Genomic DNA, 23,837 nt, shown 5'->3' on the forward strand with positions numbered 1-23,837 from the left:
GGCTCCAAGACACCCTTCGGGGGGCGTGGGGTGGCTGGGACCTGCGGGTCAGCGGGCCTGCGTCGGTGACGCACCGCTCAGGTGCCGTGCGGTGTTCACCAGGCCGACGTGGCTGAACGCCTGCGGCGTGTTGCCCAGGTGGCGACCGGACGCGGGGTCGACCTCCTCGGCGAGCAGACCCAGGTCGTTGCGCAGGGCGAGCAGTCGCTCGAAGTGCTCCCGCCCCTCGTCGACGCGCCCGATGCCGACGAGCGCGTCGGCCAGCCAGAAGCTGCACAGCAGGAACGCGCCCTCGTGCCCGGGGAGGCCGTCCACGCCGTGCTCGGTGCGATAGCGGAGCACGTAGCCGCCCTCAGTGAGTTCGCGCTGGACGGCCTCCACGGTGCCCACCACCCTGGGATCGTCCCAGGGCAGGAACCCGACCTGCGGGATGAGCAGCAGGGCGGCATCCAGGCCCGGGGAGCCGTAGAACTGGGTGAAGGTGCCGCGGTCGGAGTCGAACCCCTCGGCGCACACCTCCTGGTGGATCTGCTGCCGCAGGCCCTTCCACCGGTCCACGGGGCCCTCCAGCCCGAAGGTCTCCACGGCCTTGACGGCACAGTCGATCCCCGCCCAGGCCATCACCTTGGAGTGCACGAACTGGCGGTCCGGCCCACGGATCTCCCAGAGGGACTTGTCCGGCTGCTGCCAGTTGCCCTCGAGGAAGTCGAGCATCTCCCGCTGCAGGTCCCAGGCGTCCGGAGCCGCCGACAGGCCCGCCTCCCGGGCCACGTGCAGCATGTCGAGCACCTCGCCCCAGACGTCCAGCTGGAACTGGTCGGCCGCGCCGTTGCCCACCCGCACCGGTGGTGAGCCCTCGTAGCCGGGGAGCCAGTCAAGCTCGTACTCCGGGAGCCGGCGCCGCCCGTCGATGCCGTACATGATCTGCAGGTCCGCCGGGTCCCCCGCCACCGCACGCAGCAGCCAGTCCCGCCACGCGTTGGCCTCCTCTCGGAAGCCGGTGCCGAGCAGGGCCTGCAGGGTGAACGTGGCATCGCGCAGCCAGCAGTAGCGGTAGTCCCAGTTTCGTGACCCGCCGAGGTGCTCCGGCAGCGACGTGGTCGCCGCCGCGACGATCCCGCCCGACGGGGCATAGGTCAGGCCCTTCAACGTGACCAGCGAACGGCGGACGGCCGTCTCCCACCCGCCCCGGTAGTCGAGGTGGGAGATCCACTCCTGCCAGAACGCCTCGGTCTGGACGAGGACCCGCTCGGCGTCCCGACGGGGCGGCTCGGGCTCGTGGCTGGGGTGGTGGGTCAGCACGAACGGGACCCGGTCGCCCGCGGAGACCTCGAACTCCGCCGTCGTCATCAGGTCGTGGCCGTGGACCTCGACGGGGGTGTCCAGCCACACCGAGTCGGGGCCGGCGATCGCAGAGAGCTGGCTGCCGCGGTGCTTGACCCACGGCACGATGTGGCCGTAGTCGAACCGCAGGCGCAGGTCGCTGCGCATCCGCACGCGGCCGGAGACGCCCTCGACCAGGCGCACCACGTCGGCCGCCTGGTCGCGGACCGGCATGAGGTCCACGATGCGGACCGTGCCGTCCGGCGTCTCCCACTCGGTCTCCAGGATGAGCGTGTCACCGCGGTACTGCCGCCGGGTGCACCGCTCGGCCCCGGCGGGCGCCATCCGCCAGTAGCCGTGGTCGTCGGTGCCGAGCAGCCTGGCGAAGCAGGCCCCGGAGTCGAACCGGGGCAGGCACAACCAGTCGATCGAGCCGTCGTTGCCCACCAGGGCCATCGTGTGCAGGTCGCCGATCACCCCGTAGTCCTCGATCGCCAGCGCCACGCCTCCTCCGTCCCGCCGCCCGGTCGGGTGGCTCGTCGTCCGTCCGTCCTATCGGCTCGGCCGAGAGGGCGCAACCGGCCGGGCAGGCTCGGCGACCTCGACCAGCCGGCCGTCCTCCAGGCTCCACACCACGTCGGTGGAGGCCATCAGCTCGTCGCGGTGCGTCACCACCAGGGCCGTGCCCCGGTGGTCGGCGAGGACACGGTCCACGACGCGGGCGTTCTCGGAGTCCAGGTGGGCCTCCGCCTCGTCGAGCACCAGCAGCCTGGGCCGGCCCAGCGCCGCCCGCGCGATGCTGATCCGGGCCTGCTGGCCGGCCGACAGGTTGCTGCCGCCGGGCCCGACATTGGTGTTCCACCCGTCGGCGAGGCTCGCCGCCAGCTCGTCCAGGCCGCACAGGCGGCTCACGCGGTCGAGCTCGTCCGGGTCCACCCGGGGCATCCGGTAGGTGACGTTGCGGCGCATGCTGCCGGACAGCAGCGGCAGGCTCGGCGAGGAGATGCCCACCGCCTGCCGGACCGACCGCAGCGAGTGCTGGCTGACGTCCTGGCCGTCGATGAGCACGCTGCCCTCGTCGGGGTCGATGAGGCGGGCCACCACGGCGGTGAGGGTGCTCTTGCCGGCGCCGTTCGGGCCGACGACGGCCACGGTCTGCCCGGGCAGGGCGCGCACCGAGATGTCCGTCAGGGCGTCACCGAGGCTCACGTTGCGCACGTCGACCAGGCCGTAGTCGATCTGGATGTCCGGGGCGTCGGGGAGCACCGGCAGGGGCGGGATGGACAGGAAGCGACGGACGGCGCCGCGGGCGACCCTGGCGCGGGCGGCGTACTCGGCGACGCGGCCGAGGTCCCGCAGGTAACCGGCGAGGAGGCCGGCGACGCTGACGCCGGCGACGATCGTGCCGGGCGTCGCCCGCCCGGCCAGGACCTCCAGGCCACCGACGAGCAGGGCGGCGGCGCTGGCGGCCACGGCGGTGCCCTCCGCGATGGCGCGGGCGGCGCCGGACGCGCGGGCCTGGTCGACCATCGCGTCGGCGACCTTCTCGCTGTGCCGGCCGACCCGCCTGCTCTCCCGGTGCTCCTGCCCCGAGGCCTGGAGCACCGCGACCTGGGTGAGCCGCTCGGTGACCTCGCCGGTGAGCCGGGACCGGCGACGGCGCGACACCTGGGCGGTCCGGAGCATCCACGGCGTGATGGCCGTCGTCAGCAGGCCCCCCAGGAGGAGCACGGCGCCGACGGAGAGCGCGAGGGCCAGGTTCATGACGGCGAGGGCGGCCAGGGCGAGCACGATGGCCACGCCCGCCACGGTCAGGCGGGCCAGCCCGCGGGCGACCCACAGGCGCAGGGCGGACAGGTCGCCGACGAACCTCATCAGCATGTCGCCGCGGTTCCGGCGGCCCAGCTCCCGCGCCGGGACCCGGGTGAGGTGGCGGAACAGCCGCGCACGCACCTCGGTGACGTAGTGCTGGCCGAGCTTCTCCGACGAGGTGCGCTCGGCCCCCCGCAGCCAGGCGCTGAGCAGGACGCAGACGAGCAGACCTGCCGCGAGCACCGGGATGCTGATCCCGCCGCCGACGGGAGCCTGCCCGGTCGCGCCGCCGAGGAGGGCGTTGAAACCGCGCTCGGTGAGCAGCGCGAAGCCGATGGCGGCCAGTGCCTGGCCCACGCCGATGGCGATGAGCACCACGAACCGGGCCGTCCTGTCCCGGCTGACGGCGCCGGGGAGGGTGGGCGCAGGGACCTCCGTGACCGGGACGGCGTGCTTGTGCCGATGTGGATCCGGACCGCGTCGGCCCTCGGCGGGTGCGTCCTGCGCGAGGGTGGTGCCGACCGAGGTGGGGGAGGGGTCGGCGGTGTGCGGAGCGGCGGTCACACGGCCTCCTCTGCGTGGGGGACGGCGGCGAGGGTGCCGGGCACCCAGGCGCCGCGCAGCGCCAGCGCGCGGTCCCGGAGCTCGGCGGCGCGCCCGGCCTCGGCCAGGGAGAGGGTGTCGTCCACCGGGACGTCGAACGTGCCGTCGAACTCCGCCACGGACAGGGGGGAGGCGGTCATCAGGCCGCTGACCGACATGAGGGGCAGCCCCGCGTCGCGCAGCCACTGCACGCCCGCGGTCGCGCTGAGGGAGTCCCGGGCGGCGAAGATGACACCGTCGATGATCTGGTGGAAGGACGGGTCGCGCAGCAGCGCAGCGGTCTCGGCGTGGAAGAGCCCGTCGGCCACCTCGATCACGTTGACGTCGGTGCCGTCCCCCGCGAGCTGGGTGGTGAGGGTCTCGAAGATGCCGCGCACCTCGGCGGGGTCCAGCCCGAAGGTGGACGGGGCCCCGGCGTGCGTGAAGTCGTAGACGTGGTCGGCCCCCGAGTCGGTGAGGAGCCAGACGTCCCCGCCAGCACCGGTGCCGGTCACCTTCGCGGCGCCCACCGTCAGGCCCGCGGCCTTGAGCCCCCTCACCAGGCTGGCCATCGTGGTCGTCTTGCCGGCGTTCATGGACGAGCCGACCACGGCGATCGTCGGCGGGCGGTGCGAGCTCAGCGGCGCCACCGGGCGCAGGGCGCTGTCCCGGAGGTTGAGGCGGTTCCCGCCGGCGTCGGTCAGGATGCCCACCGGCTCGATCGACGTGGCGTCGGCCATCGTGGCGTGGGCCAGCTCGACCTGCCCTGCCAGCCCGCCCGCGGCGACCAGGTTGCAGGTCGTCAGGTCGGACGGCAGGTGCGCCAGGAACTGGTCGGGTGCGTAGCGGGCGCCGTAGACGATGCCGACGTGGTCACCGACGAAGAGCGTCGCGCGGCGTCCGGTCTGCAGCTCGAGGCGCTTGTGCTGGCCGATCTCGGTGACCCGCGCGATGACGACGTCACCGGCGCGCGGGCTGGTGTGCGGGTCGGTCAGCAGACCGGCGGCACGGTCCAGGTCGATGCGACGGGTCGTGTAGGCCCACTTGGTGTGGGCGACCAGCTCGGCCACCGCTGCGTCGGCAGCGGTCTCGGCGACCGGGGTGGGGAACGTGATCATCGGTGGCTCCTTGTGTGTCGGGACGATGCCGTCTGCACCGCTCGGGAAATCACGCTAGAGAGGCCCGATGAGGCACAGGTGAGGAGCGGATGAGGACTTTCTCAGCACGAGTTCACGCACTGTTCAAGCACGGTGGGCGGACGACTCCTCAGGACCCCCCACCTGGGGGATGGTGCGCGCGCCACCGCGCGAGGACGCTCGGGTGCAGGGCCGAGGGACGGCCGGGAAGCAGGTGCACCATGGACGACGAGGTCCTCATCATCGGCAGCGGGCCGGCCGGCCTCAGCTGCGCGGCGGAGCTCCGAGGCCGTGGCATCAGCGCGACCGTGCTGGAGCGCGGGCCGGCGCTGGCCACGGCGTGGGTGGGTCGCTACGACGGCCTGCGGTTCAACACCAGCCGCCGGCACTCGGCTTTGCCGGGGTCCCCGTTCCCCAGGCGGTGGGGCCAGTTCCCGACGCGCGACCAGTACCTCTCCTACCTGCAGTCGTATGCCGAGGCGCACCAGGTCCCGGTCCGCACCGGGGTCGCTGTCACCCGGGTCGACCAGGACCGGGACGGGTGGCGCCTGCAGACCAGCGCGGGCCCAGCCGGTGCCCGGCACGTGATCGTGGCGACCGGTGTGGCCCAGAGCCCGGTCCGGCCAGGCTGGGCGGTGGACAGCGACTTCGCCGGAACCGTGCTGCACGCCTGCGACTACCGCAACCCGCAGCCGTTCGCTGGGCGGGACGTCGTGGTCGTCGGGGCCGGGTCGACCGGTCTGGAGGTCGCCCACGAGCTGGCGCGCGGCGGGGCCGGGCAGGTGCGCCTGGCCGTCCGAACGCCACCCAACCTCCTGTTGCGAGAGATGGGCGGTGCGCCCACCGACCTGCCGATGCCTCTCCTCCTGCGCCTGCCCCCCGCGCTGGTCGACCGGATGTTCGCCGGACTGCAGCGGCGCCTCGTGGGCGACCTCACGGCATACGGGCTGCCGCCGGCGACGGAGGGGCCGATGACCGGACTCAGGCGACGCGGTGCCGGGACGGCCGTGGTCGACAAGGAGGTCATCGAGGCGCTCCGTGAGGGGGCTTTCACTGTCGAGCCAGAGGTCACCGGCCTGCACCATGACGGCGTGCGACTCGCGGACGGACGGCGGGTGGACTGCTCGGTGGTGATCCTCGCGACCGGCTACGCGACCGGACTGGGACCGCTCGTCGGTCACCTGGACGTCCTGGGGGAGCGGGGTATGCCGAGGGTCCGGTCGGGTGGTGAGTCGCTGCCGGGGCTGCGCTTCGTCGGCTTCGCCTACCGGCCCGGGCTCACGGGGCTCGTCGGGCGGCAGGCGCGGGCGGTCGCGCGCGAGATCGCGGCTGGTGGGAGAGCAGGGCAGCCAGCTCGGGGCGGCTGGAGACCTCCAGCTTCGCGAACACCGACTTCACATGACCGCGCAGCGTCTCGGGGCTGATCCACAGTCGCTCGGCGATGGCGCTCGTGGACGCCCCTGTCAGCAGCAGGTGGGTGACCTCGCGCTCGCGGTCGGTGAGCTGGCGCAGGCTCAGCAGGAGCGGCGCCAGGTCTCCGCGCCGGGCGGGCTCCAGCACCAGGGCCGTGGTGCCCGGGCGTCCCTCCGCGGTGGCGTCGGACAGCCGGGCGCCGCGGATGACCAGCCAGTCACCGGCGCGCGAGCGCGCCCGGGCCATCGCGGGGTGGATCGTGGCGTCGTCCCTGGGTGCGCCGTCCGCGAGGGACCGGGCCTGCTGCGCCACCTCGTGGAGCACGATGGCGGCGTCCGCCTGCTCCGGTGGGCCCAGCCACTCGCGGGCCTGCGGGGTGAGTGAGACGACCGTGCCGTCGTCGTCCAGCACGATGAGCGCGGGAGAGTCCACGGCCACACCGCCGGTCAGGCCCCCGAGCAGATGGCCGGCGCGGATGCCGTTGCCCAGGTGCGGGGCGATCGCAGCAACCACGGCGACCTCGGCCGGGGTGAAGGGCGGGTCCTCGGCACGACGGGTGAGGCAGGCGTGGCCCCAGACGACGCGTCCGGTGGCGAACACCGCCCGCAGCTCGTCGCCGTAGCCGCGGGGCCCGTAGAGCTGTGCCCACCGGGCGCTCCTGGCCAGGTCCCCACCCGTGCTGATGCTGAGGGCGGCGGCCGCCACACCGTCCCGGGCCAGCTGCCAGAACGTGTTGACGTCGTCCTCCGTGAGCTCGCAGGCGATCAGCTCACGGTGCAGCGAGGGCTCGACGTGCTCGGCATAGACGTCGGTGATCAGCATCGTGTCGGGGTCGATGAGGATCCAGCCGGCGGCGGAGTACGGAATCGCTCGGCGGACCACCCCGGCGACGCGCTCGAACAGCTCGAGTGGGTCCCGTGCACGCGCGCACATCCCGGCCACCGTGGGGATCAGGCGGTCTGCGGGGCTGCGGCGCGGCAGCATGATGCGCCATTGTCTCCCCGCCCCGGCACGCGCGTCCAGTGCCCGGGTTGCTCCTGCCGTCACTGAAGCGCAGGGAGCTGGTCTTTCGAAGGGGTCCGAGGGTGCGCCTCACCGTCGGTGGACCTAGGTGGAGCGGGGAGCCTCCTCGAAGGACGCCTTCAGGGCGTCGACCGTGATGGTGCGCTCCCTGACGGCGAGCCGCCGCCAGAGGGGGGTTCCCAGACGCCACACGCCGTACGACACCAGCTTGCCGCGATGGCGGACCAGGGTCTCGTTGTCGCCGGAGGACTCCAGGTGGTAGCTCGGCCACCCTTCGAACGTGAGCCTCCCGGACCGCGACCTGTCCCACCAGTGGAAGACGATCGTGTGGGGCGCCTCCAGCTCGACGATCTCCCCGGGTGTGGTGCCCTGGGTCGTCTCGTCCACGAAGGTCGTCCCGACGCGGGGCTCTCCCGGAGACGTCTGCCGGGTGTGCTTCAGCATGCTTCCGGTGCCCGCCATCCAGTCGTTGTGCCCGTCGATGTCGACCAGGCGAGCGAACACCAGGTCGATCGGGGCCCTGATCGTGCGCTCGATCTCGAACTCGATGGGCCTCATACGAGCGAGCATCCTCGTCCGGCGGGTGAGCCGCAAGACTGTCGGGCCACCACCCTCCGGTCAGAGCCGGCCGGCGTCGATCACGCGGCGCAGGAACTCCTGGGTGCGGGGCCGGGTCGGCTCGCCCAGCACCTGCGCGGGCGGGCCCTCCTCGCAGACGACACCCTGGTCGAGGAAGACGACGTGGTCGGCCACCTGCTTGGCGAAACCCATCTCGTGGGTGGCCATGAGGATCGTGGCACCCCCGGAGGCGAGCTCCCGCACCAGGCCGAGCACCTCACCGACCAGCTCGGGGTCCAGGGCAGAGGTGATCTCGTCGAGCAGCAGCACCCGTGGCTCGACGGCGATGGCCCGGGCGATCGCGGCCCGCTGCTGCTGACCACCCGAGAGCCGGTCGGGGTAGGCGCCTGCCTTGTCGGCCAGGCCCACCCGCGCCAGCAGCGCCTCCGCCCGTGCCCTGGCCTCCTTCGGCGGCACGCCGTGGACGACGCGCGGGGCCAGCATCACGTTGTCCAGCACGGTCATGTGCGGGAACAGGTTGTAGGCCTGGAAGACCACACCGAACCGGGCGCGGACGGCGTCGGCGTCGATGCGCGGGTCGCTGATGTCCCGGTCGTCCAGCAGGATCTGCCCGTCGCTGATCGGCTCGAGCACCCCCGCGCAGCGCAACAGCGTCGACTTCCCGGAGCCGGAGGAGCCGATGAGGGTGACCACCTCGTGCTCGGCCACGGTCAGGTCGATCCCGTTGAGCACCACGGCGTCGTCATAGGCCTTGACCAGGCCACGGACGTCCAGCACGACGTCCTCCTTGCGCCGCGGACCCGGGGGAAGATCGAGGGAGGTGTCGCGCGCGACCGGGCCCAGCGGCATACGGCCGCCGTCACCGGTCGAGGCCCGCCGCCGGCCGATCACAGGGCCGCCCCGCTCTGCTCGCGCTGCGCTGCCCGGGCCGTCGCCCAGTCGGCCAGGCGGGCGGTGGGGACCGACAGCAGGACGAAGAGCAGGGCCGCCACCACATACGGGGTGAAGTTGAAGCTGCTCTGGGAGGCGATCTGGGCGGCCCGGACCGCATCGAGGGGGCCGAGCAGGGAGATCAGGCCGACGTCCTTCTGCATCGCCACGAAGTCGTTGAGGAGCGGTGGGGTGACCCGACGGACGGCCTGCGGCAGCACGACCAGCTTCATCGACTGGCCGTAGCTCAGGCCGAGCGAGCGCGCGCCGAGCCGCTGGCTAGGGTGGACACTGTCGATGCCCGCGCGGAAGACCTCGGAGACGTACGCGGCATAGGTGAGGACCAGCGCCACCGTGCCGAGGATCACCGGGTTGATGCGCGAGTCGGTGAACCGCAGGGCCGGCACGCCGAACCCGACCAGGTAGAGCAGCACGATCAGGGGCACGCCGCGGAACAGGTCGACGTAGCCGGTCGCGAGCAGGCGGAGCGGCAGCCAGACCGGTCCGCGCAGGGTCCGCAGGACGGCCAGGACGAGTGCCAGCACGAGGGTGCAGACGGCGGCGACCGCGAGGACGCGGATGTTCAGCCACAGGCCCTCGAGGATCCGGGGCAGGGAGTCCCACGCGACCTGCGGGCTCAGGAAGGTCGCCTGCGTGCGCGGCCACCCGGGTGCGTTGGTGACGCCGAGATAGAGCACCGCCGCGAAGACGAGCGTGCTCACCAGCGCGGTGAGGGTGGACCGGCGCGAGCGGCCCGCCCGCAACCGGCGGCGGGAGAGCTCCAGCGGGGTCGGCTGCTCCGGGCTCACTGCAGCTCGGGGGCTCCCGCGACGTCGGCGAGCCACTCGGTCGCCAGGTCCTCCAGCGTGCCGTCCTCCCGCAGCGCGTCGACGGCCTGCGTGGCGCAGTCGGTGACCGGGCTGCCCAGGTCCAGCACGAAGCCGAGCTGCTCCGCCTCGCCCGTCAGCGGGAGCTGGCCGACGATGACGCCGCCCTCGATCTCCACGGCCGTCAGGTAGAAGGCCGTCGGCAGGTCGACCACGATCGCGTCCACCTGGCCGTTGTCGAGGGCCAGCTTGGCCTCCTCGTTGCTGTTGAAGATCAGCGGGTCCTGGCTCGGGGCGATGGACTCCTCGATGGAGGTCAGGCTGGTGGTGCCCACCTGGGCGCCGAGGAGGCTGTCCGTGAGGTCGGCCAGGCTGGCGGCGTCGGCGGCACCGGCGCCCTCCTTGGAGACCACGGCCTGGCGCACGTCGTAGTAGCCGGAGGTGAAGTCGACCGCCTGCCGGCGCTCGTCGGTGATCGAGAACTGGTTGAGCGCCAGGTCAAAGTTCTTCGGCCCCGGGGCGATGGTCGCCTCGAACGGGTTGCGGACCCACTCCACGGCGTCGGCGTCGTAGCCGAGCTGCTCGGCCACGGCATACGCGACGGCCGACTCGAACCCCTCCCCGCTGGCCGGGTCGTTGTCCACCATCCACGGCTCGAACGCCGGCTCGGAGGTGCTGAACGTCAGGGTGCCTGCGGTCAGCGTCTCGAGGGAGTCGGGGGAGCAGGCCCCTGCGTCGCCGACCGCGGGTGCGGTGTCGCTCTCTGCGTCCGCGGCCGCCTCCGTGCTCTGCTCGTCGGCGGTGGGGTCCCCAGAGGGCTCCGGCTCCTCCTCACCACCGCACGAGGCGAGCAGGACGGCCGCGGTCGACAGGATGGCCAGGCGGGAGAGACGGGTGCGGGACATGTCGTGCTCCAGGGGGTGCGGAGGAGTATGCCGCCCGGTCGGCTCGGGCGTGGACGCAAGCGTAGTCCGTGGCGGACCCCTACTCGCAGACGATGCCGTCGCTGTCGGCGTCCCGGTACCAGTCGTACTCGGGGTCCTTCCCCTGGTAGTACGGGCCGAGCCCGGCGGCCTTGGCGGCCTTGCACGTCCTGTGGCGTTGGTCCGTGGCGCCGCCACCGTCCCCGGGGCCCGGGTCCATGACGGGGGCGGGTGCGGTCGCCGGCGGGGCAGCCACCGGCTCCGGCTGGGGCTCCGGCGCGGGCGCGGGAGGTGCGGCTGCCAGCTCGGGCCGCAGCTCGGCATACTCTGCCTCCGGCAGGGGCTCGTCGGGGCAGTCGGTCAGGATCCGTTCCATCGCGTCGTGCTCCGCCTCGGTGACCCAGAGCCCGTACTCGTGCTTCACGGCGACCTGGCGGGCCACGTAGGCGCACCGGTAGGGCTTGTGCGGCGGCAGCCAGGTCGCGGTGTCCCCGGCACCCTTCTGTGAGTTCAGCCGGCCCTCGACCGCGAGCAGGTTCAACGGGTCGTTCCCGAAGGTGCGCAGGGTGTCCTCGTCCCAGGCCTGGGCGCCCTTCTGCCAGGCATCGGAGAGTGCGACGACGTGGTCGATCTCGATGGCCCCGCCGGTGCTGTCCCGGACGAAGGCGATCGTCTCGCCGGAGTAGGGGCTGTGCAACGTGCCGGACAGGGCGACGCACCCGCGGGTGTCGTGCTTGATCACCAGGTCGGTGAGGTCGCGGCGGAGGATGTCGTTGCGGACGTCGCAGCCGTTCCGGTCGAGGTCGTAGGACCGGTACTGGAACAGGTCCCGGTCGTAACCGGTCGTGGCGGCGCGGCCCTTCACCTCGAGATCGGCGAGCACCGCCAGCGCTGTCCCCGGCGCGGCGACGACTGCCGGCTCCGCCTCGACCACCTCCGGGGCGTCCGCGGGCTCCTTGGTGGGTGCCGGCGTCGTCGGGCTCGCGGACGGCTCCGGGGCCTCCGACGCCGGGGCCGCGGAGGTCGTGGCTGCGGGCTCGGTCGTGGGAGCGGGCGCCTCCGGTGGGGCGGACGCGGTGGGCGCGACGGCAACGGTGTCTGCAGGAGTGACGACCGGGTCCGTGTTGTCGAGATTGCCCACGGCGTAGCCGAGGAGAGCCACGGCAGCCAGGCCGAACAGCCATCGTCGGGGGCGACGCCTGGTCGCTCGGGCAGGGCGGGCAGGGGTGAAGGCAGGCACGGCAGGGACTCCCTCTCAGGCGCGGCCCGAGGGGTCACGGTCCTCAGGTCCGGAGGGAGTGACCCCTCAAGGGCGAACCGTAGCCCAGCCCTCGTTGCCGCCGCTAGCCCCCGGACACACCAGAGCCGCAGGTCGCTGCTGCTGACCTGCGGCTCTCGGGTGGTGGCCAGGGGCGGGGTCGAACCGCCGACCTTCCGATTTTCAGTCGGACGCTCGTACCAACTGAGCTACCTGGCCGGGTCTGCGCGCCAGACAGTCGTCTGACCTGCGCACACAAGACGCCGGATCGTTCCGGCGCGGGATCACTATACCCGAAACCCAGGTGCCGCCTCGTGCCCGCCTCGTGCCCGCCTCGTGCCGGCGGTGTCCGCACGGGAGAGCCGACGTGCCGCGGGCGGGTACGCCAGGTCAGCGGAGCACGAAGCCGGGCACGAGCGGGTCCCTCGGGTCGACCGTGAACGTGCTCGTCCCGGTGCGGTAGGCCATGCCGGTCACCTCCGGCACCACGGCCGTGCGGCCGGACACCTCGGTGCGCCCCACGATCCGTGCGGTGAACACGGAGCCCACGATGGACCTGTGAGACAGGGTGTCGGAGTCGGTCAGCCGGCCCGCGGCGGCCAGGGTGGCCACCCTGGCGCCGGTGCCCGAGCCGCAGGGTGATCGGTCCAGCTCGCCGTCGGCGAAGATCGTGACGTTGCGCTGGTGCAGCGCGTGGCCCTCACCGGCCGGCAGGTCCTCGTGGAGGATGGTGCCGTAGATCCCGCTCAGGCGGTCGTCCACGGGGTGGCGGGCCACCGGGGAGTCGTTGAGGGCCCACTTGACCTCCCGACCGAGCGCGATGAGAGCGGTCGTGTGGGCGGGGTCCACGGACAGCCCCAGTGCCCCGACATCCAGCTGGGCGTAGATGGCGCCGCTGTAGGAGACGTCGACCACGAGGTCCCCGACAGAGGTGCTGACCGGCACGTCCCTGGCCAACAGATAGCTCGGGACGTTGACGAAGTCGACGGCAGCGACCCGTCCCTGCTCGGTGTGCACGCGCGCGGTGACACGGCCGGAGGGCACGTCGATGACGACGTCCGTGGCGCCCGTGTCAGGTGCGTGGACCCGACCGGTCTCGACCGCCCACACGCCGAGCGCGATGGTGCCGTGTCCGCAGGCCGTGGAGAAACCGTCCTTGTGCCAGAACAGCACGCCGAAGTCAGCTCCGTCGTCGTCGGGCGGAGTGATGAACCCGCCGTACATGTCCGCGTGACCCCGTGGCTCGAAGCAGAGCACCTGCCGGGCCCGCTCCACCGCCTCGTCCGAGGCGGCGTTGACCCGGCGTTCGGCCACGCTCGCCCCGGACAGGGGGATCCCGAGGTGGCTGATGATCCGGAACGGCTCGCCGCCCGTGTGGTAGTCCTCGGTGTGGTACTGCTCCATGGGGCTGCCCTCCGTGGGGTCGGGGTCGTCAGTGCGTCAGGCGCGCTGGACCAGGGCCCGCAGGAAGAACCGGAGGTTGTCGGGCTTCTCGGCCAGCCTCCGGGTGAAGTAGCCGTACCAGTCGGTGCCGTAGGGCACGTAGACCCGCACGGTGTGGCCGAGGTCGCGCAGGCGTCCCTGCTCGTCGGTCCGGATCCCGGAGAGGAACTGGAACTCGAAGCTGCCCGGAGCCCGTCGGGTCTCCTCAGCCAGCGCGAGGGCGGCGGTGATGACCTCCGGGTCGTGGGAGGCGACCATCGGGTAGCCCCGGCCGTGCATCAGCAGCCGCAGGTCCCGCAGGTAGGCGGCCGTGATGGCCGGCCGGGTGCGGTGGGCGACCGTCGGTGGCTCGTCGTAGGCGCCCTTGACCAGGCGCACCCTGGACCCGGTGTCGGCGAGTCGGCCCAGGTCGCCCGGTGTCCGCAGCAGCATGCTCTGGATCGCCACCCCGGTGTCCGGGAACTCCTCACGGAGCGCGTGGAGGACGGTCAGGGTGGAGTCGACCGTGGTGTGGTCCTCCATGTCGATCGTCATCCGTGCCCCGAGGGACTCGGCCTTCTTGGCGATCCCGCGGACGTGCTCGGTGACCCGCTGCATCCCGTAGGACCGGTCCGTGCCGCCGAGGAACAGCCCCAGTGCCGAGAGCTTGACGGAGACCTCGGTGCCCTGAGCGACGCCGGCCTCCTCCAGGGCACCCAGGAGGGTGAGGTACTCCTCGGCCGTCGCCCGGGCGACGGCCTCCTCCTGGGTGTACTCCCCCAGGAAGTCGACCGTGGCCAGCAGCCCACGCTCGCGCAGGGCGCTCACCGCGGCGACCGCGTCGGTGGTGCGTTCGCCGGCGACGAATCGCTCGACGACCCTCCGGGTGACGGGCATCCCGGAGAGGGCCCGGCGCACGCCGGGCAGGGCGGAGAGGGCCAGGATCGGCCTGCGCAACAGGTTCACCTGGTCAGGCCTCGATGATCGATCCGGGCGGTGCGCAGTAGAGCACCTTGAGCATGCCGGGCCCGCGGTTGATCGCCTGGTGGTGGGTGCCGACCGGGTTCAGCAGGAACTGCCCCTCCCGCACCACGATCGCCTCCCTGCGGCGGGGCAGCAGCATGGTCAGCTCGCCGGAGATGACATAGAGGAACTCGTCGGCGTCCTCGTGCAGGTCCACCCAGAAGCTCTCCCCGGGCAGGCACTCGAACTGGCCCAGCTCGTAGCGGTCGTTGGCGATCAGGGTGCGCATCAACGCGTCGCCGGGCTCGTAGCGGTCCTGCGGGCCCGGCCGGTCCGGCCTGGTGTAGAGGGTCAGCGGCACGTCAGCCGGGTCGATGACCTGGGGGAGGCGCTCGTCTGCCGGGCTGTGCTGGTCCTGCTCGCTCATCTCAGCCCTCCGTCCACTCGTTGACGACGTCCTCGTTGTCGGCGATCCACTCCCGGACGGCCTCCTGCTCCTTGCCCTGGCCGGCCTCGGTGATCGTCAGCTCCAGGGACTCCAGCTCCTCGGGCTCCATGTGGAAGCGGGCCAGCTGGTCGATGACCTCGGTGTTGCCGTTGAACTCCTTGGAGGCGATCACCTTGTAGGTGTCGTTCTCGCCGAAGGAGCCCTCCGTGTCCTCGAGGAGCTGCACGGGGTACTTGTTGAAGGCCCAGTGCGGCTGCCAGAGGGTGACCGCGATCGGCTCCTCCTCCGTGATCGCCTTGTCGAGGGCGGCCAACATGGCGGGCGTGCTGCCGTCGAGGATCTTCAGACCGTCCAGGCCGTAGTCGCTCACCGCGTTGTCCTTGAGCTGGCGCATGAGGCCGGTCCCCGGCTCGATGCCGACGATCTGGCCGCCGACCGCCTCCGGGTTGGCCGCCAGGTCCTCCAGCGTGTCCATGTCGACGTAGTCGGGGACCGCCACGCCCTGGATCAGGGTGTCGTACCACTGGCCGACCACCTCGAACTGGTCCTCGAACTCGGCCCAGTAGTCCTCGTGCGTCCGGGGGGTCGCGGCCATGAAGATGTCGAGCTGGCCCTGGGAGACACCGGAGTACAGCGCGGCGACCTCCAGCTGGGTCAACGTCACCGTGTAGCCCTGCTGCTCGAGGAGCTCCTTCCAGAGGAAGCTGTTGGCGATGTTCTCGTCCCAGGCGATGTAGCCGATGTTGACGTTCTTGTCCTCGTCGCCACCGGCGGACGTGGACTGGGTCTCGCCGCTGCAGGCGGTCAGCAGGAGGGCACCGGAGAGCGCCACGGCGGCCAGCCGCTGGAGGGGGGTCGAACGGTTCATGGTGTGGTCCCTTTCAGGGTGGGTTCGGATCGGGTATGCCGTGCGTCGGGGTCGGTCGTCGTGTCTCGTTCGGGGGGCTGCGCCCGCGACAGGGTGGGCGGTGCTGCCGTCAGTGGACGGGGGCCTGGCCCACGACGGTCGGGGGGTCGGCCGCCTGGTCGTCGTCCCCCTCGTCCTCGTCATCGCCGTCCGCGGGGTCGCTGTGCCGGTCGAGGGGGAAGGCGCTGGTCAGTCGGTCCAGGAGGATGGCGAGGAAGACGACGCCGATCCCTCCCTCGAAGCCGGTGCTGACCTGCAGCCGGCTGATGCCCTCGACCACCACCGCGCCGAGGCCTCCCGCGCCGACCATGCCGGCGATGACCACCATGGACAGCGCCATCATGATGACCTGGTTGACACCGGCCATGATCGAGGGGACGGCCAGGGGTAGCTGCACCTGCCGGAGCAGCTGGTTGCGGTTGGCGCCGAAGGCCAGCGAGGCCTCGACCATCTCCGGGTCCACCTGCCGTAGCCCGAGCTCGGTGAGGCGCACGGCCGGGGGGATCGCGAAGATGAAGGTGGCGACGGTGGCGGGGACGACACCGATCCCGAAGAAGAACACGGCGGGGATCAGGTAGACGAAGACCGGCAGGGTCTGCATGAAGTCCAGCACCGGGCGGATGGTCGCGCTGGCGGCGTAGGTGCGGGCAGCGAGGATCCCGGTGGGCACGCCGACCAGGACCGCGAGGAACGCTGCCACGATCACGATGGCCAGGGTCGCCATGGTCGCTCCCCACAGGCCCATGGAGTCCACGATGAGCATGCCCAGCAGGGTGAACACCGCGAAGCCGATCCCCCGGGCCCACAGCGCCAGGACGGTGGCGGCCACCGTGATGACCAGTGCGTGCGGCGCGGTGAGGACGAAGAGCACCGTGTCGATCAGGACCGTCATCACCCAGGCGATGGCGTCGAAGATCACGGTCGCGTTGGTCTGGAGCCACCGGACCGTGGCGGCAGCCCCCTCGCCGATGTGTAGGTCAGGAAGCATGGCTCCTCATTCCGGTCAGTGAGTCGAGCAGGGCACCTCGGGTGAGCACCCCGAGCAGGCGTGCGTCCGCGTCGAGCACGGCCAGCGGAACAGGTCGGCTGCCGACCTGTTGGACCAGGTCGATCAGCACGGTGTGTCTGTCGACGGCCTCGTAGTCCTGGGTGATGAGGTCCCGGACCGGGGAACCGTCGCCGGCAGCAGCCAGGAGGTCCTCGCGGGTGACCACACCGGCCACCCGGCCGTCGTCGCCGACGGCGTAGGCAGCGTCGACCCCTGCCTCGTCGACGCGGGTGAGCAAGGACCCTGCGGCCTCGTCCGGGTGTCCCACCGGGTCGGCCGGGTGCATCGCGGCACCTGCCCGGATGACCCTGGAGCGGTCGACGTCGGCGATGAACTGGGCGACGTAGTCGTCGGCGGGGGTGCTGAGGATCTCGTCGGCGCTGCCGACCTGGACGGCTCGTCCGTCGCGCATCACCATGATGCGGTGGCCCAGGCGCATCGCCTCGTTGAGGTCGTGGGTGACGAAGACGATGGTCTTCTGCAGGTCCGTCTGCAGCTCGAGGAGCAGGTCCTGCATGTCCCGCCGGATGAGGGGGTCCAGTGCGCTGAACGGCTCGTCCATCAGCAGGATGTCGGCGTCGGTGGCCAGGGCCCTGGCCAGGCCGACCCGCTGCCGCATCCCACCGGACAGCTCGCTGGGCCGGGAGCTCCCCCAGCGTCCCAACCCGACCTTCTCCAGGGCCCAGGCGGCCCGCTGCCGACGCTCGTCCGGGTCGACGCCCCTGACCTGGAGGCCGTAGGCGGCGTTCTCCAGGACGGTGCGATGGGGGAAGAGCGCAAAGTGCTGGAAGACCATCGTGACGGTCTGGTTGCGCAGGGTGCGCAGCGCGGACTCCGGCACGTTGGTGATCTCCTGGCCGCCGACCCGGATCGACCCGCTGGTCGGTTCCACGAGGCGGTTGAGCATCCGGAGCATCGTCGACTTCCCGGACCCGGACAGGCCCATGATGACGAAGACCTCACCCCGCGCGACCGTGAAGTTGAGGTCGTCCACGGCCCTGGTCCCCGGGCGCTTGGCCCTGCTCCGTCCGCGCCGGCCCGTCCGGTCCCCCTCATAGATCTTGGTCACCTTCTCCACGACGACCAGCGGCGGGGCGGGTGCGGGGTCCGTCGCGGTCGTCGTGGACCCGGTGAGGGGGGCAGAGGTGCTCGGATATGTCATGACTGGCCTCCGGGGATCGGGTCGGGGAGCAGGTCGAGTCGGGTCGCGACCAGGCGGGCCACGACGACGTCGCTCCAGCCCTGTCCGACGCTCTTGAACAGACGGGGCCGTCCGGCGGCTGGTCGCAGCCCGGCCACGAGCTCGGTCAGGTCCGCGTCGATGGCCCGGGCAGGATCCACGCCGTCCTTCGCGGCGAGCAGGAGGTCCCCGGCCTCGGCCATCGCGGCCTGTCGGTCCTCCACGACGACCGTCGCCGAGGCGACCAGGGCGCTGTCCACCTCCCGGGCGGTGGGCGTGTGCGAGCCCATCGCCACCACGGTGGCCTCCGGCCGGAGGTCCCGGGAGTCGAACAACGGCTCCGAGGCCGAGGTGCAGCACGCGACGATGTCGGCGTCGCCCAGGTCCCGGAGGCTCCCGGGCCGGGCCGGCAGGCCCTTGGCGACGAGACCCTCGGCCAGCTGCGAGACGCGCTCGGGCGAGCGGCCGAGCACCCGCACCTCGCGGAGGGGTCGGACCTCGTGGATGGCCAGGGCGTGGGCGGCGGCCTGCGGCCCGGTCCCGAACACCGCGAGGGTGTCGGACCCGGGCGTCGCCAGGTGCTTCACTGCGAGCGCGGACAGGGCCGCGGTGCGGCAGTTGGTGAGGCTGACGGCGTCGAGCACGACGGCGGGGGCCATGGTGCGCTCGTCGAAGAGGACGTAGAGGCCCTGGATGCGGGGAAGGCCGGCCGCGGGGTTGTCCACGCCCACCGAGAGGAGCTTGACCCCGACGGTGCCTGCGACGCGCGCGGGCATGTAGAGCAGGTGGTCGCTCCCGAACGGGGTGCTGGTGCGCAGGGGCGACTCGGCCGTCACGGAGGGGTCCCGCAGCGCGGCTTCGAGGGCGGTGACGGCGTCGCCGTAACCGACAGTGGCCTCGAAGGTCTCGGCAGTGACCAGGTGGAGCGGTTGACTCATCGGGGAAGGTCCTCGGGGTAGGGGTGGATCACAGGGGGGCGCACAGTCGGAGGGCATCGAGCACGGCCGCGTGGATGTTGCGGCTGGCGACCGCGTCGCCGATGCGGAACAGTTGGTAGGCGCCGGTCTCGTCGCGGGTGACCGACTGGGGCCGGGCGGCCAGGAGAGCGTCCTGGTCGACCTCTCCCAGGTTGCGCGAGCCGGCGAGGAGTGAGTGGTAGAGCTCGTCGACCGGGGTCGTGCCGTGCTCGACCACCACCTGGTCATACGTGCGCACGACCTCGCGATCGGCATACTCCGACCACAGGACCGCCTCCAGGCCGCCGCCCGCCGCCCGCCGGACCTCGCGCAGCTGGAAGGCGAGCGTCACCTGCACGTCGTGCTCGGCGAAGAGGGACAGGTAGGCGGGGGAGTTCATGCTGCCGACGTCCTCGGCGAGCATCCGCTCGGGGGTCACGAAGTCAACCCGTGCACCCGCCCGGACCAGGGCCTCGACCGCGTCCATCGCCGGGTAGCCGTTGTGGTCGTCGTACACGAGCACGTGACCGGGCGACCGCAGCGCGCCGCTCATCACGTCCCAGGTGTCCAGCACCAGGTCGGCACCAGCGGTCAGGAACGAGGTGTCGGGCACTCCACCGGTGGCCACGATGACCAGGTCGGGAGACTCCGCGAGGATGTCCTCGCGCGACGCGTAGGTGTTGAGACGCAGGTCCACGCCTGCGTGTCTCGCCTCGGAGACGCGCCAGTCGATGATCCCCATCAGGTCCCTGCGCCGCGGTGAGGTGGCGGCCAGGGCGACCTGTCCGCCGGGGGCGGCGTTGGCCTCGAACAGGGTCACCTGGTGACCGCGGGCACCCAGGACGCGAGCGGCCTCCAGTCCCGCCGGCCCACCGCCGACGACCACGGCCCGGCGTCGGGAGGACCCGGGGGTGATCTCGTGCGGCAGGGAGAGCTCCCGCCCTGTCGCCGGGTTGTGGATGCACTTGGCGTCCCCGGCCTGGTAGATCGAGTCCAGGCAGTAGGAGGCCCCGACGCACGGCCGGATCCGGTCCTCCTGACCGGTCGCCACCTTGTGGACCAGGTAGGGGTCCGCCAGCTGGGGGCGGGTCATCCCGACGAGGTCGACCAGCCCCTCGCGGAGCGCGTGCCGGGCCGTCGACACGTCCTGGATCCGGGCCGCGTGCATGACCGGGACCCCGAGGGCGCGACGGACCTCGCCCGAGCGGTCCAGGAACGGGGCCGACGGTGTCCCCATGCCGGGGATCAGGCGGGCCAGGGCCTGGTCGCTGCCGATGGTGCCGTAGACGGTGCTCACGAGGTCGATGCCGTCCTGGACGTAGGCCTGGGCCGCCGCCAGCGCCTCGTCCCCGCCCAGCCCGCCGGGGCGGTCCTCCTCCATGGACATGCGGATCCCGAGGATGAACTCGCTGCCGACGGCGGCGCGCACCGCCTGGATGACCCTGCGGGGAAAGGCCAGGCGGGCGGACAGGTCGCCGTTCCACGCGTCGTCACGGTGGTTGAGGTCGGGGGAGAGGAAGCCGTCCAGGAAGTGCCCGTAGTGCTGCAGCTCGATCCCGTCGAGTCCCGCGTCCCGGCACCGTTCGGCGGCGGCGGCGTAGTCCGCGACGATCCGGTCCAGGTCCCACGGCTCGGCCGTCTTGGTGAAGCTCCGGTGGGCCGGTTCGCGCCCGCTGGACACCGAGACGAGAGGGAGCCAGTCACCGGTGTAGTTGCTGGTGCGCCACCCCAGGTGGGTCAGCTGGCACATGACCGCGGCGCCCTCGTCATGGACCTCATCGGCGAGCGCGCGGAACCACGGGACGATCTCGTCACGGTAGGCCAGGAGGTTCCCGAAGGACGCCGGGCTGTCCGCCGAGACCACGGCGGAGCCGCCGATCATCGTGAGACCGACACCACCGCGCGCCTTCTCCACGTGGTAGCGGCGGTACCGCTCCTTGGGCATCCCGTTCTCGCCGTAGGCCGGTTCGTGGGACGTGCTCACCACCCGGTTGCGCAGCTCCAGGTGCTTGATCCGGAGCGGCTGCAGCAGGGGGTCCAGGCTCGTCAGTGCGGGCACAGCTACCTCCTCACAAAGGGACCACGTCAACGGTGACCGGTGATCGATTACCGGCTATCATGGGGAGGTATGACCGACCTGTCAAGGTGTCTCCCATGATTTCCACCACGGCGCTGGAACGCGATGACAGCCTGCGCGACAAGGCGCTGCGGATCCTGCGGCAGGCGATCGTGTCGGGGGAGATCCAGGCCGGCGAGCTGTACTCCGCGACCGCCCTCGCCCGACGGCTGCAGGTCTCGGTGAGTCCGGTCCGGGAGGCGATGCTGACCCTGGTGAACGCCGGGATCATGGAGCCGGTCCGCAACCGTGGCTTCCGGGTCGCCGAGCTCGGGGAGAGCGACCTGGACGAGATCTTCGAGCTGCGCGTGCTGCTGGAGGTCCCCGCCGTCCAGGCGCTGGCCGCCACCGACCTGAGCGGGGAACGGGAGCGTCTGGAGGAGCTGGTGAGGGCGACCGAGGAGTCCGCCCGGGACGGCGACGTCACCCGGTTCCTCGCCACGGACCGCGAGTTCCACCTGGCGCTCATCGAGCAGCACGGCAACGGTCGGCTGACGGACTGGGTGGCCAACCTGCGCGACCAGACCCGGCTCTACGGGCTGAAGGACAGCCACTCCCACCCGCTGGTGGAGGCGGCGGCCGAGCACCGCGCCATCCTGGAGGCCATCCTCGAGGGCGAGGGTGAGCAGGTCGGGCAGCTGCTGACCTCGCACCTGAGCCACATCCGCAACGAGTGGGCCTCCGGACCGGGGCAGGACGTGCCGGAGTGACCGGGACGGCGCCGCCCGCGACCGACCCGCGGCTCACCGACGTCGAGCAGGCGATGCTCGACGGCGCTCACGGACCCGCTGTGGCGATGGCGATGCGACTCGTCGTCGCGCTCGCCAGGGTGCGTGGTGCCAGCCGGCTCATCGAGGTCAGCGCCGCCCACATCGACAGCTGCCTCTATCACGGTCGCGCGGGCCTGGACTTCGCGACCAGGCTGGTCGAGCTCGGCGGCACCGTGCGCATCCCGACGACCCTCAACGTCGGCTCGCTGGACCTGCTCCACCCGGCCATGGTGCTGCGCCGGACGCCGGCGGAGCAGGAGGTGGCCACCCAGGGGCGCGCGCTGATGGATGCCTACGTCGCGCTCGGGTGCCGACCCACGTGGACCTGCGCCCCCTACCAGGTCGACGCCCGGCCCGGGCTGGGCGAACATATCGCCTGGGCGGAGTCCAACGCGATCGTCTTCGCCAACTCGGTGCTGGGGGCGCGCACCGACCGCTACGGGGACTTCCTGGACATCTGTGCCGCCGTCACCGGCCGGGCGCCCCTGGCTGGGCTGCACCTGAGCGAGAACCGCCGGGGGGACCTCATCATCGACTGCAGCGGGCTCCCGGAGCGGGTCCTGGACAGCGACCTCGCCTACCCCCTCCTGGGCTACGTGACCGGACTCCGCTGCGGGTCGGGCAACCCCGTCCTGCTCGGCCTGCCGCCCGACACCAGCGAGGACCGGCTCAAGGCGCTCGGCGCCGCGGCCGCCTCGTCCGGTGGGGTGGCGCTGTTCCACGCCGTCGGCGTGACGCCCGAGGCGCCCACCCTGGCGGCTGCGCTACAGGGCCGGGACGACGGCGACGTCGAGCGGGTCGTCCTGACGACGGCCGACCTGGCCGCGGCCCGCCGGGAGCTGTCCACCGCCGGCGGGGACCACCTGGACGCGATCAGCCTCGGCACGCCGCACGCCTCGCTCGCCGAGATCCGGGCCCTCGCAGAGGGTGTGCAGGGCGGAGCACCACTGCGGGCCGGCGTCCCCTTCTACCTCTCCACCGGGCGCAGTGTCCTGGAGCAGGCCCGGGCGGCGGGTCACGTCGAGGTGCTGGAGGACGCGGGCATCACCTTCGTCGTCGACACGTGCACGTATGTCACCTCGATCCTGGACCCCGGCACCCGCGTGGTCATGACGACCTCCGGCAAGTGGGCCCACTACGCACCGGCCAACCTGGGCATCGACGTGGTGCTGGGCAGCCTGCAGGAGTGTCTGGCCTCCGCCAGGGCCGGGAAGGTGGTCCTCGATGACGCGCTCTTCGGCTGAGCACCGGACCAGGACGTGGACCGGTCGGACCCTGCACGCCGGCCACGCCGAGGGCGCCCTGCTCAAGCTGGACCTGCCGCTGTCGTTCTGGGGCGGGGCGGGACACGACGGCACCATCATCGACCGGCACCACCCCCAGTGCGGCCAGCAGCTGAGTGGCCGGGTGCTCGCGATGACATCGGGGCGAGGATCGAGCTCGAGCTCCAGCGTGCTGGCCGAGCTCCTCCGGGCAGGCGTGGGCCCGGCGGCACTGGTGATGACCGAACCCGACGCCATCGTGGTGCTCGGGGCCCTCGTCGCCTCCGAGCTCTATGACCTGGACACCCCTGTCATCCAGCTCGATCCGGCGGACTTCGCCGACCTGCAGGACGGTGCCTGGACCCGGATCACCGGCGGCGCGAGCACGGTCGTGCAGACGATCACGCCCGGGGGAAGGCCCTCCTGAGGGTGTGATCCGGGCGACCCGCGGCGCGGGAACACGCCTCAGCCATTGAACGTTGGAACAGATCCGGGCGGTGTGAACCGCTCGGTAACCCCAACGACAAGTCCCGAGGGAGGGATCAGATTTGGCGAGGCGTCGCAAGAAGTACGTCGAGATCGAAGAGGTGCCCGGCAAGCCCTTGCGCTACTGGCCGCACGAGCTGGGAGGCGGCCTGGTCGCCGAGGGCGCCGTGGTGGACCCGCACGCCTACGTGCACGAGTCGGCCTACATCGACCGCGGTGCGCGGGTGGCCCGCGGTGCGCGGGTCAGCTCCGGTGCGTGGGTGGCCGAGGACGCGGTGGTCAGTGAGGACGCCGTGGTCGGCACCAACTCCAGCGTGGGCCGGGGCGCCCACCTGGGTCGCGGTGCCCGTCTGGGCATGCGCGTGAATCTCGGCGACGGCGCGCGCGTGGCCGACTTCGTCACCGTGGAGACGGACGAGCGGGTGCCCTCCGGTGCCGTCCTGCGTGACCAGATGGACCGCAGCGCGGCCTGA

At 72.1% G+C, this 23,837-nt stretch carries 21 protein-coding genes, 1 tRNA gene and 1 pseudogene; 5 read left to right on the forward strand and 18 right to left on the reverse strand.

Annotated features, from left to right (window positions below):
* Positions 1 to 48: 48 nt before the first annotated feature.
* Genes DA085_RS03855 through DA085_RS21115 form a run of 3 tightly spaced genes read right to left on the reverse strand, consistent with a single transcriptional unit; the run spans position 49 to position 4,835 of the window.
* Positions 49 to 1,827 (reverse strand): glycoside hydrolase family 15 protein, encoded by a 1,779-nt coding sequence (locus DA085_RS03855; protein ID WP_272914472.1) that lies wholly within the window; start codon positions 1,825 to 1,827, stop codon positions 49 to 51.
* Between the two features lie 48 nt (positions 1,828 to 1,875).
* Positions 1,876 to 3,699, reverse strand: a complete 1,824-nt coding sequence (locus tag DA085_RS03860; protein ID WP_161958403.1) for an ABC transporter ATP-binding protein — start codon at positions 3,697 to 3,699, stop codon at positions 1,876 to 1,878.
* Positions 3,696 to 4,835, reverse strand: a complete 1,140-nt coding sequence (locus tag DA085_RS21115; protein ID WP_161958404.1) for a DUF1611 domain-containing protein — start codon at positions 4,833 to 4,835, stop codon at positions 3,696 to 3,698. Before DA085_RS21115 ends, DA085_RS03860 begins: the two co-directional genes overlap by 4 nt.
* 239 nt (positions 4,836 to 5,074) lie before the next feature.
* Between DA085_RS21115 and DA085_RS03865 the strand changes: the two genes are divergently transcribed.
* Complete coding sequence (locus DA085_RS03865; RefSeq protein WP_109471631.1) at positions 5,075 to 6,277, forward strand: flavin-containing monooxygenase; 1,203 nt, start codon at positions 5,075 to 5,077, stop codon at positions 6,275 to 6,277.
* Here the strand turns inward: DA085_RS03865 and DA085_RS21915 are convergent.
* From DA085_RS21915 to DA085_RS03940, 15 genes and pseudogenes are all read right to left on the reverse strand, one after another.
* A pseudogene (locus DA085_RS21915) lies at positions 6,258 to 7,250 on the reverse strand (LuxR C-terminal-related transcriptional regulator); the annotation flags it as partial. The gene DA085_RS03865 and the pseudogene DA085_RS21915 overlap by 20 nt on opposite strands.
* Positions 7,251 to 7,373: 123 nt before the next feature.
* On the reverse strand, positions 7,374 to 7,847 hold the full coding sequence (locus DA085_RS03875) for an SRPBCC family protein (RefSeq protein ID WP_109471633.1): 474 nt from the start codon (positions 7,845 to 7,847) through the stop codon (positions 7,374 to 7,376).
* 60 nt (positions 7,848 to 7,907) lie between these two features.
* Positions 7,908 to 8,759, reverse strand: coding sequence for an amino acid ABC transporter ATP-binding protein (locus DA085_RS03880; RefSeq protein ID WP_237565295.1), 852 nt, complete (start codon positions 8,757 to 8,759; stop codon positions 7,908 to 7,910).
* Positions 8,756 to 9,607, reverse strand: a complete 852-nt coding sequence (locus DA085_RS03885) for an amino acid ABC transporter permease (protein ID WP_109471634.1) — start codon at positions 9,605 to 9,607, stop codon at positions 8,756 to 8,758. Before DA085_RS03885 ends, DA085_RS03880 begins: the two co-directional genes overlap by 4 nt.
* Positions 9,604 to 10,530, reverse strand: coding sequence for an ABC transporter substrate-binding protein (locus DA085_RS03890; RefSeq protein ID WP_109471635.1), 927 nt, complete (start codon positions 10,528 to 10,530; stop codon positions 9,604 to 9,606). Before DA085_RS03890 ends, DA085_RS03885 begins: the two co-directional genes overlap by 4 nt.
* 79 nt (positions 10,531 to 10,609) lie before the next feature.
* On the reverse strand, positions 10,610 to 11,788 hold the full coding sequence (locus DA085_RS03895) for a GmrSD restriction endonuclease domain-containing protein (protein ID WP_237565296.1): 1,179 nt from the start codon (positions 11,786 to 11,788) through the stop codon (positions 10,610 to 10,612).
* A 160-nt stretch (positions 11,789 to 11,948) separates the two neighbouring features.
* Positions 11,949 to 12,025: transfer RNA gene (locus DA085_RS03900), tRNA-Phe, on the reverse strand.
* 171 nt (positions 12,026 to 12,196) lie between these two features.
* A complete protein-coding gene (locus tag DA085_RS03905; RefSeq protein ID WP_109471636.1) occupies positions 12,197 to 13,210 on the reverse strand; it encodes a proline racemase family protein in 1,014 nt (337 codons plus the stop codon).
* A 36-nt stretch (positions 13,211 to 13,246) separates the two neighbouring features.
* Positions 13,247 to 14,194, reverse strand: coding sequence for a proline dehydrogenase family protein (locus DA085_RS03910; RefSeq protein WP_237565297.1), 948 nt, complete (start codon positions 14,192 to 14,194; stop codon positions 13,247 to 13,249).
* Positions 14,195 to 14,198: 4 nt separating this feature from the next.
* Positions 14,199 to 14,618: a cupin domain-containing protein gene (locus DA085_RS03915; RefSeq protein WP_109471637.1), complete on the reverse strand. Its 420-nt coding sequence runs from the start codon at positions 14,616 to 14,618 to the stop codon at positions 14,199 to 14,201.
* Position 14,619: 1 nt separating this feature from the next.
* On the reverse strand, positions 14,620 to 15,507 hold the full coding sequence (locus DA085_RS03920) for a glycine betaine ABC transporter substrate-binding protein (protein ID WP_161958405.1): 888 nt from the start codon (positions 15,505 to 15,507) through the stop codon (positions 14,620 to 14,622).
* Positions 15,508 to 15,616: 109 nt separating this feature from the next.
* The gene (locus DA085_RS03925; RefSeq protein WP_109471639.1) at positions 15,617 to 16,534 is read right to left on the reverse strand and encodes an ABC transporter permease; all 918 of its coding nucleotides are present in this window, start codon (positions 16,532 to 16,534) and stop codon (positions 15,617 to 15,619) included.
* Positions 16,524 to 17,756: a quaternary amine ABC transporter ATP-binding protein gene (locus DA085_RS03930; protein WP_109471640.1), complete on the reverse strand. Its 1,233-nt coding sequence runs from the start codon at positions 17,754 to 17,756 to the stop codon at positions 16,524 to 16,526. The genes DA085_RS03925 and DA085_RS03930 overlap by 11 nt, the downstream gene beginning before the upstream one ends.
* Positions 17,753 to 18,712 (reverse strand): ornithine cyclodeaminase family protein, encoded by a 960-nt coding sequence (locus DA085_RS03935; RefSeq protein ID WP_161958406.1) that lies wholly within the window; start codon positions 18,710 to 18,712, stop codon positions 17,753 to 17,755. The genes DA085_RS03930 and DA085_RS03935 overlap by 4 nt, the downstream gene beginning before the upstream one ends.
* A 28-nt stretch (positions 18,713 to 18,740) precedes the next feature.
* The gene (locus DA085_RS03940) at positions 18,741 to 20,789 is read right to left on the reverse strand and encodes an oxidoreductase (RefSeq protein WP_161958407.1); all 2,049 of its coding nucleotides are present in this window, start codon (positions 20,787 to 20,789) and stop codon (positions 18,741 to 18,743) included.
* 95 nt (positions 20,790 to 20,884) lie between these two features.
* On the opposite strand from DA085_RS03940, the gene DA085_RS03945 reads away from it, so the two are divergent.
* The 4 genes from DA085_RS03945 (at position 20,885) to DA085_RS03960 (ending at position 23,837) form a co-directional block, all read left to right on the forward strand.
* Positions 20,885 to 21,556: a GntR family transcriptional regulator gene (locus DA085_RS03945; RefSeq protein ID WP_109471642.1), complete on the forward strand. Its 672-nt coding sequence runs from the start codon at positions 20,885 to 20,887 to the stop codon at positions 21,554 to 21,556.
* On the forward strand, positions 21,553 to 22,860 hold the full coding sequence (locus tag DA085_RS03950) for an aconitase X (protein ID WP_237565298.1): 1,308 nt from the start codon (positions 21,553 to 21,555) through the stop codon (positions 22,858 to 22,860). The genes DA085_RS03945 and DA085_RS03950 overlap by 4 nt, the downstream gene beginning before the upstream one ends.
* Positions 22,841 to 23,305, forward strand: coding sequence for an aconitase X swivel domain-containing protein (locus DA085_RS03955; protein ID WP_109471643.1), 465 nt, complete (start codon positions 22,841 to 22,843; stop codon positions 23,303 to 23,305). The genes DA085_RS03950 and DA085_RS03955 overlap by 20 nt, the downstream gene beginning before the upstream one ends.
* Positions 23,306 to 23,426: 121 nt before the next feature.
* Positions 23,427 to 23,837: a transferase gene (locus tag DA085_RS03960; protein ID WP_109471644.1), complete on the forward strand. Its 411-nt coding sequence runs from the start codon at positions 23,427 to 23,429 to the stop codon at positions 23,835 to 23,837.

The organism is Ornithinimicrobium cavernae (genome assembly GCF_003121625.1).
In the GTDB taxonomy this organism is placed as follows: Bacteria; Actinomycetota; Actinomycetes; order Actinomycetales; family Dermatophilaceae; genus Ornithinicoccus; species Ornithinicoccus cavernae.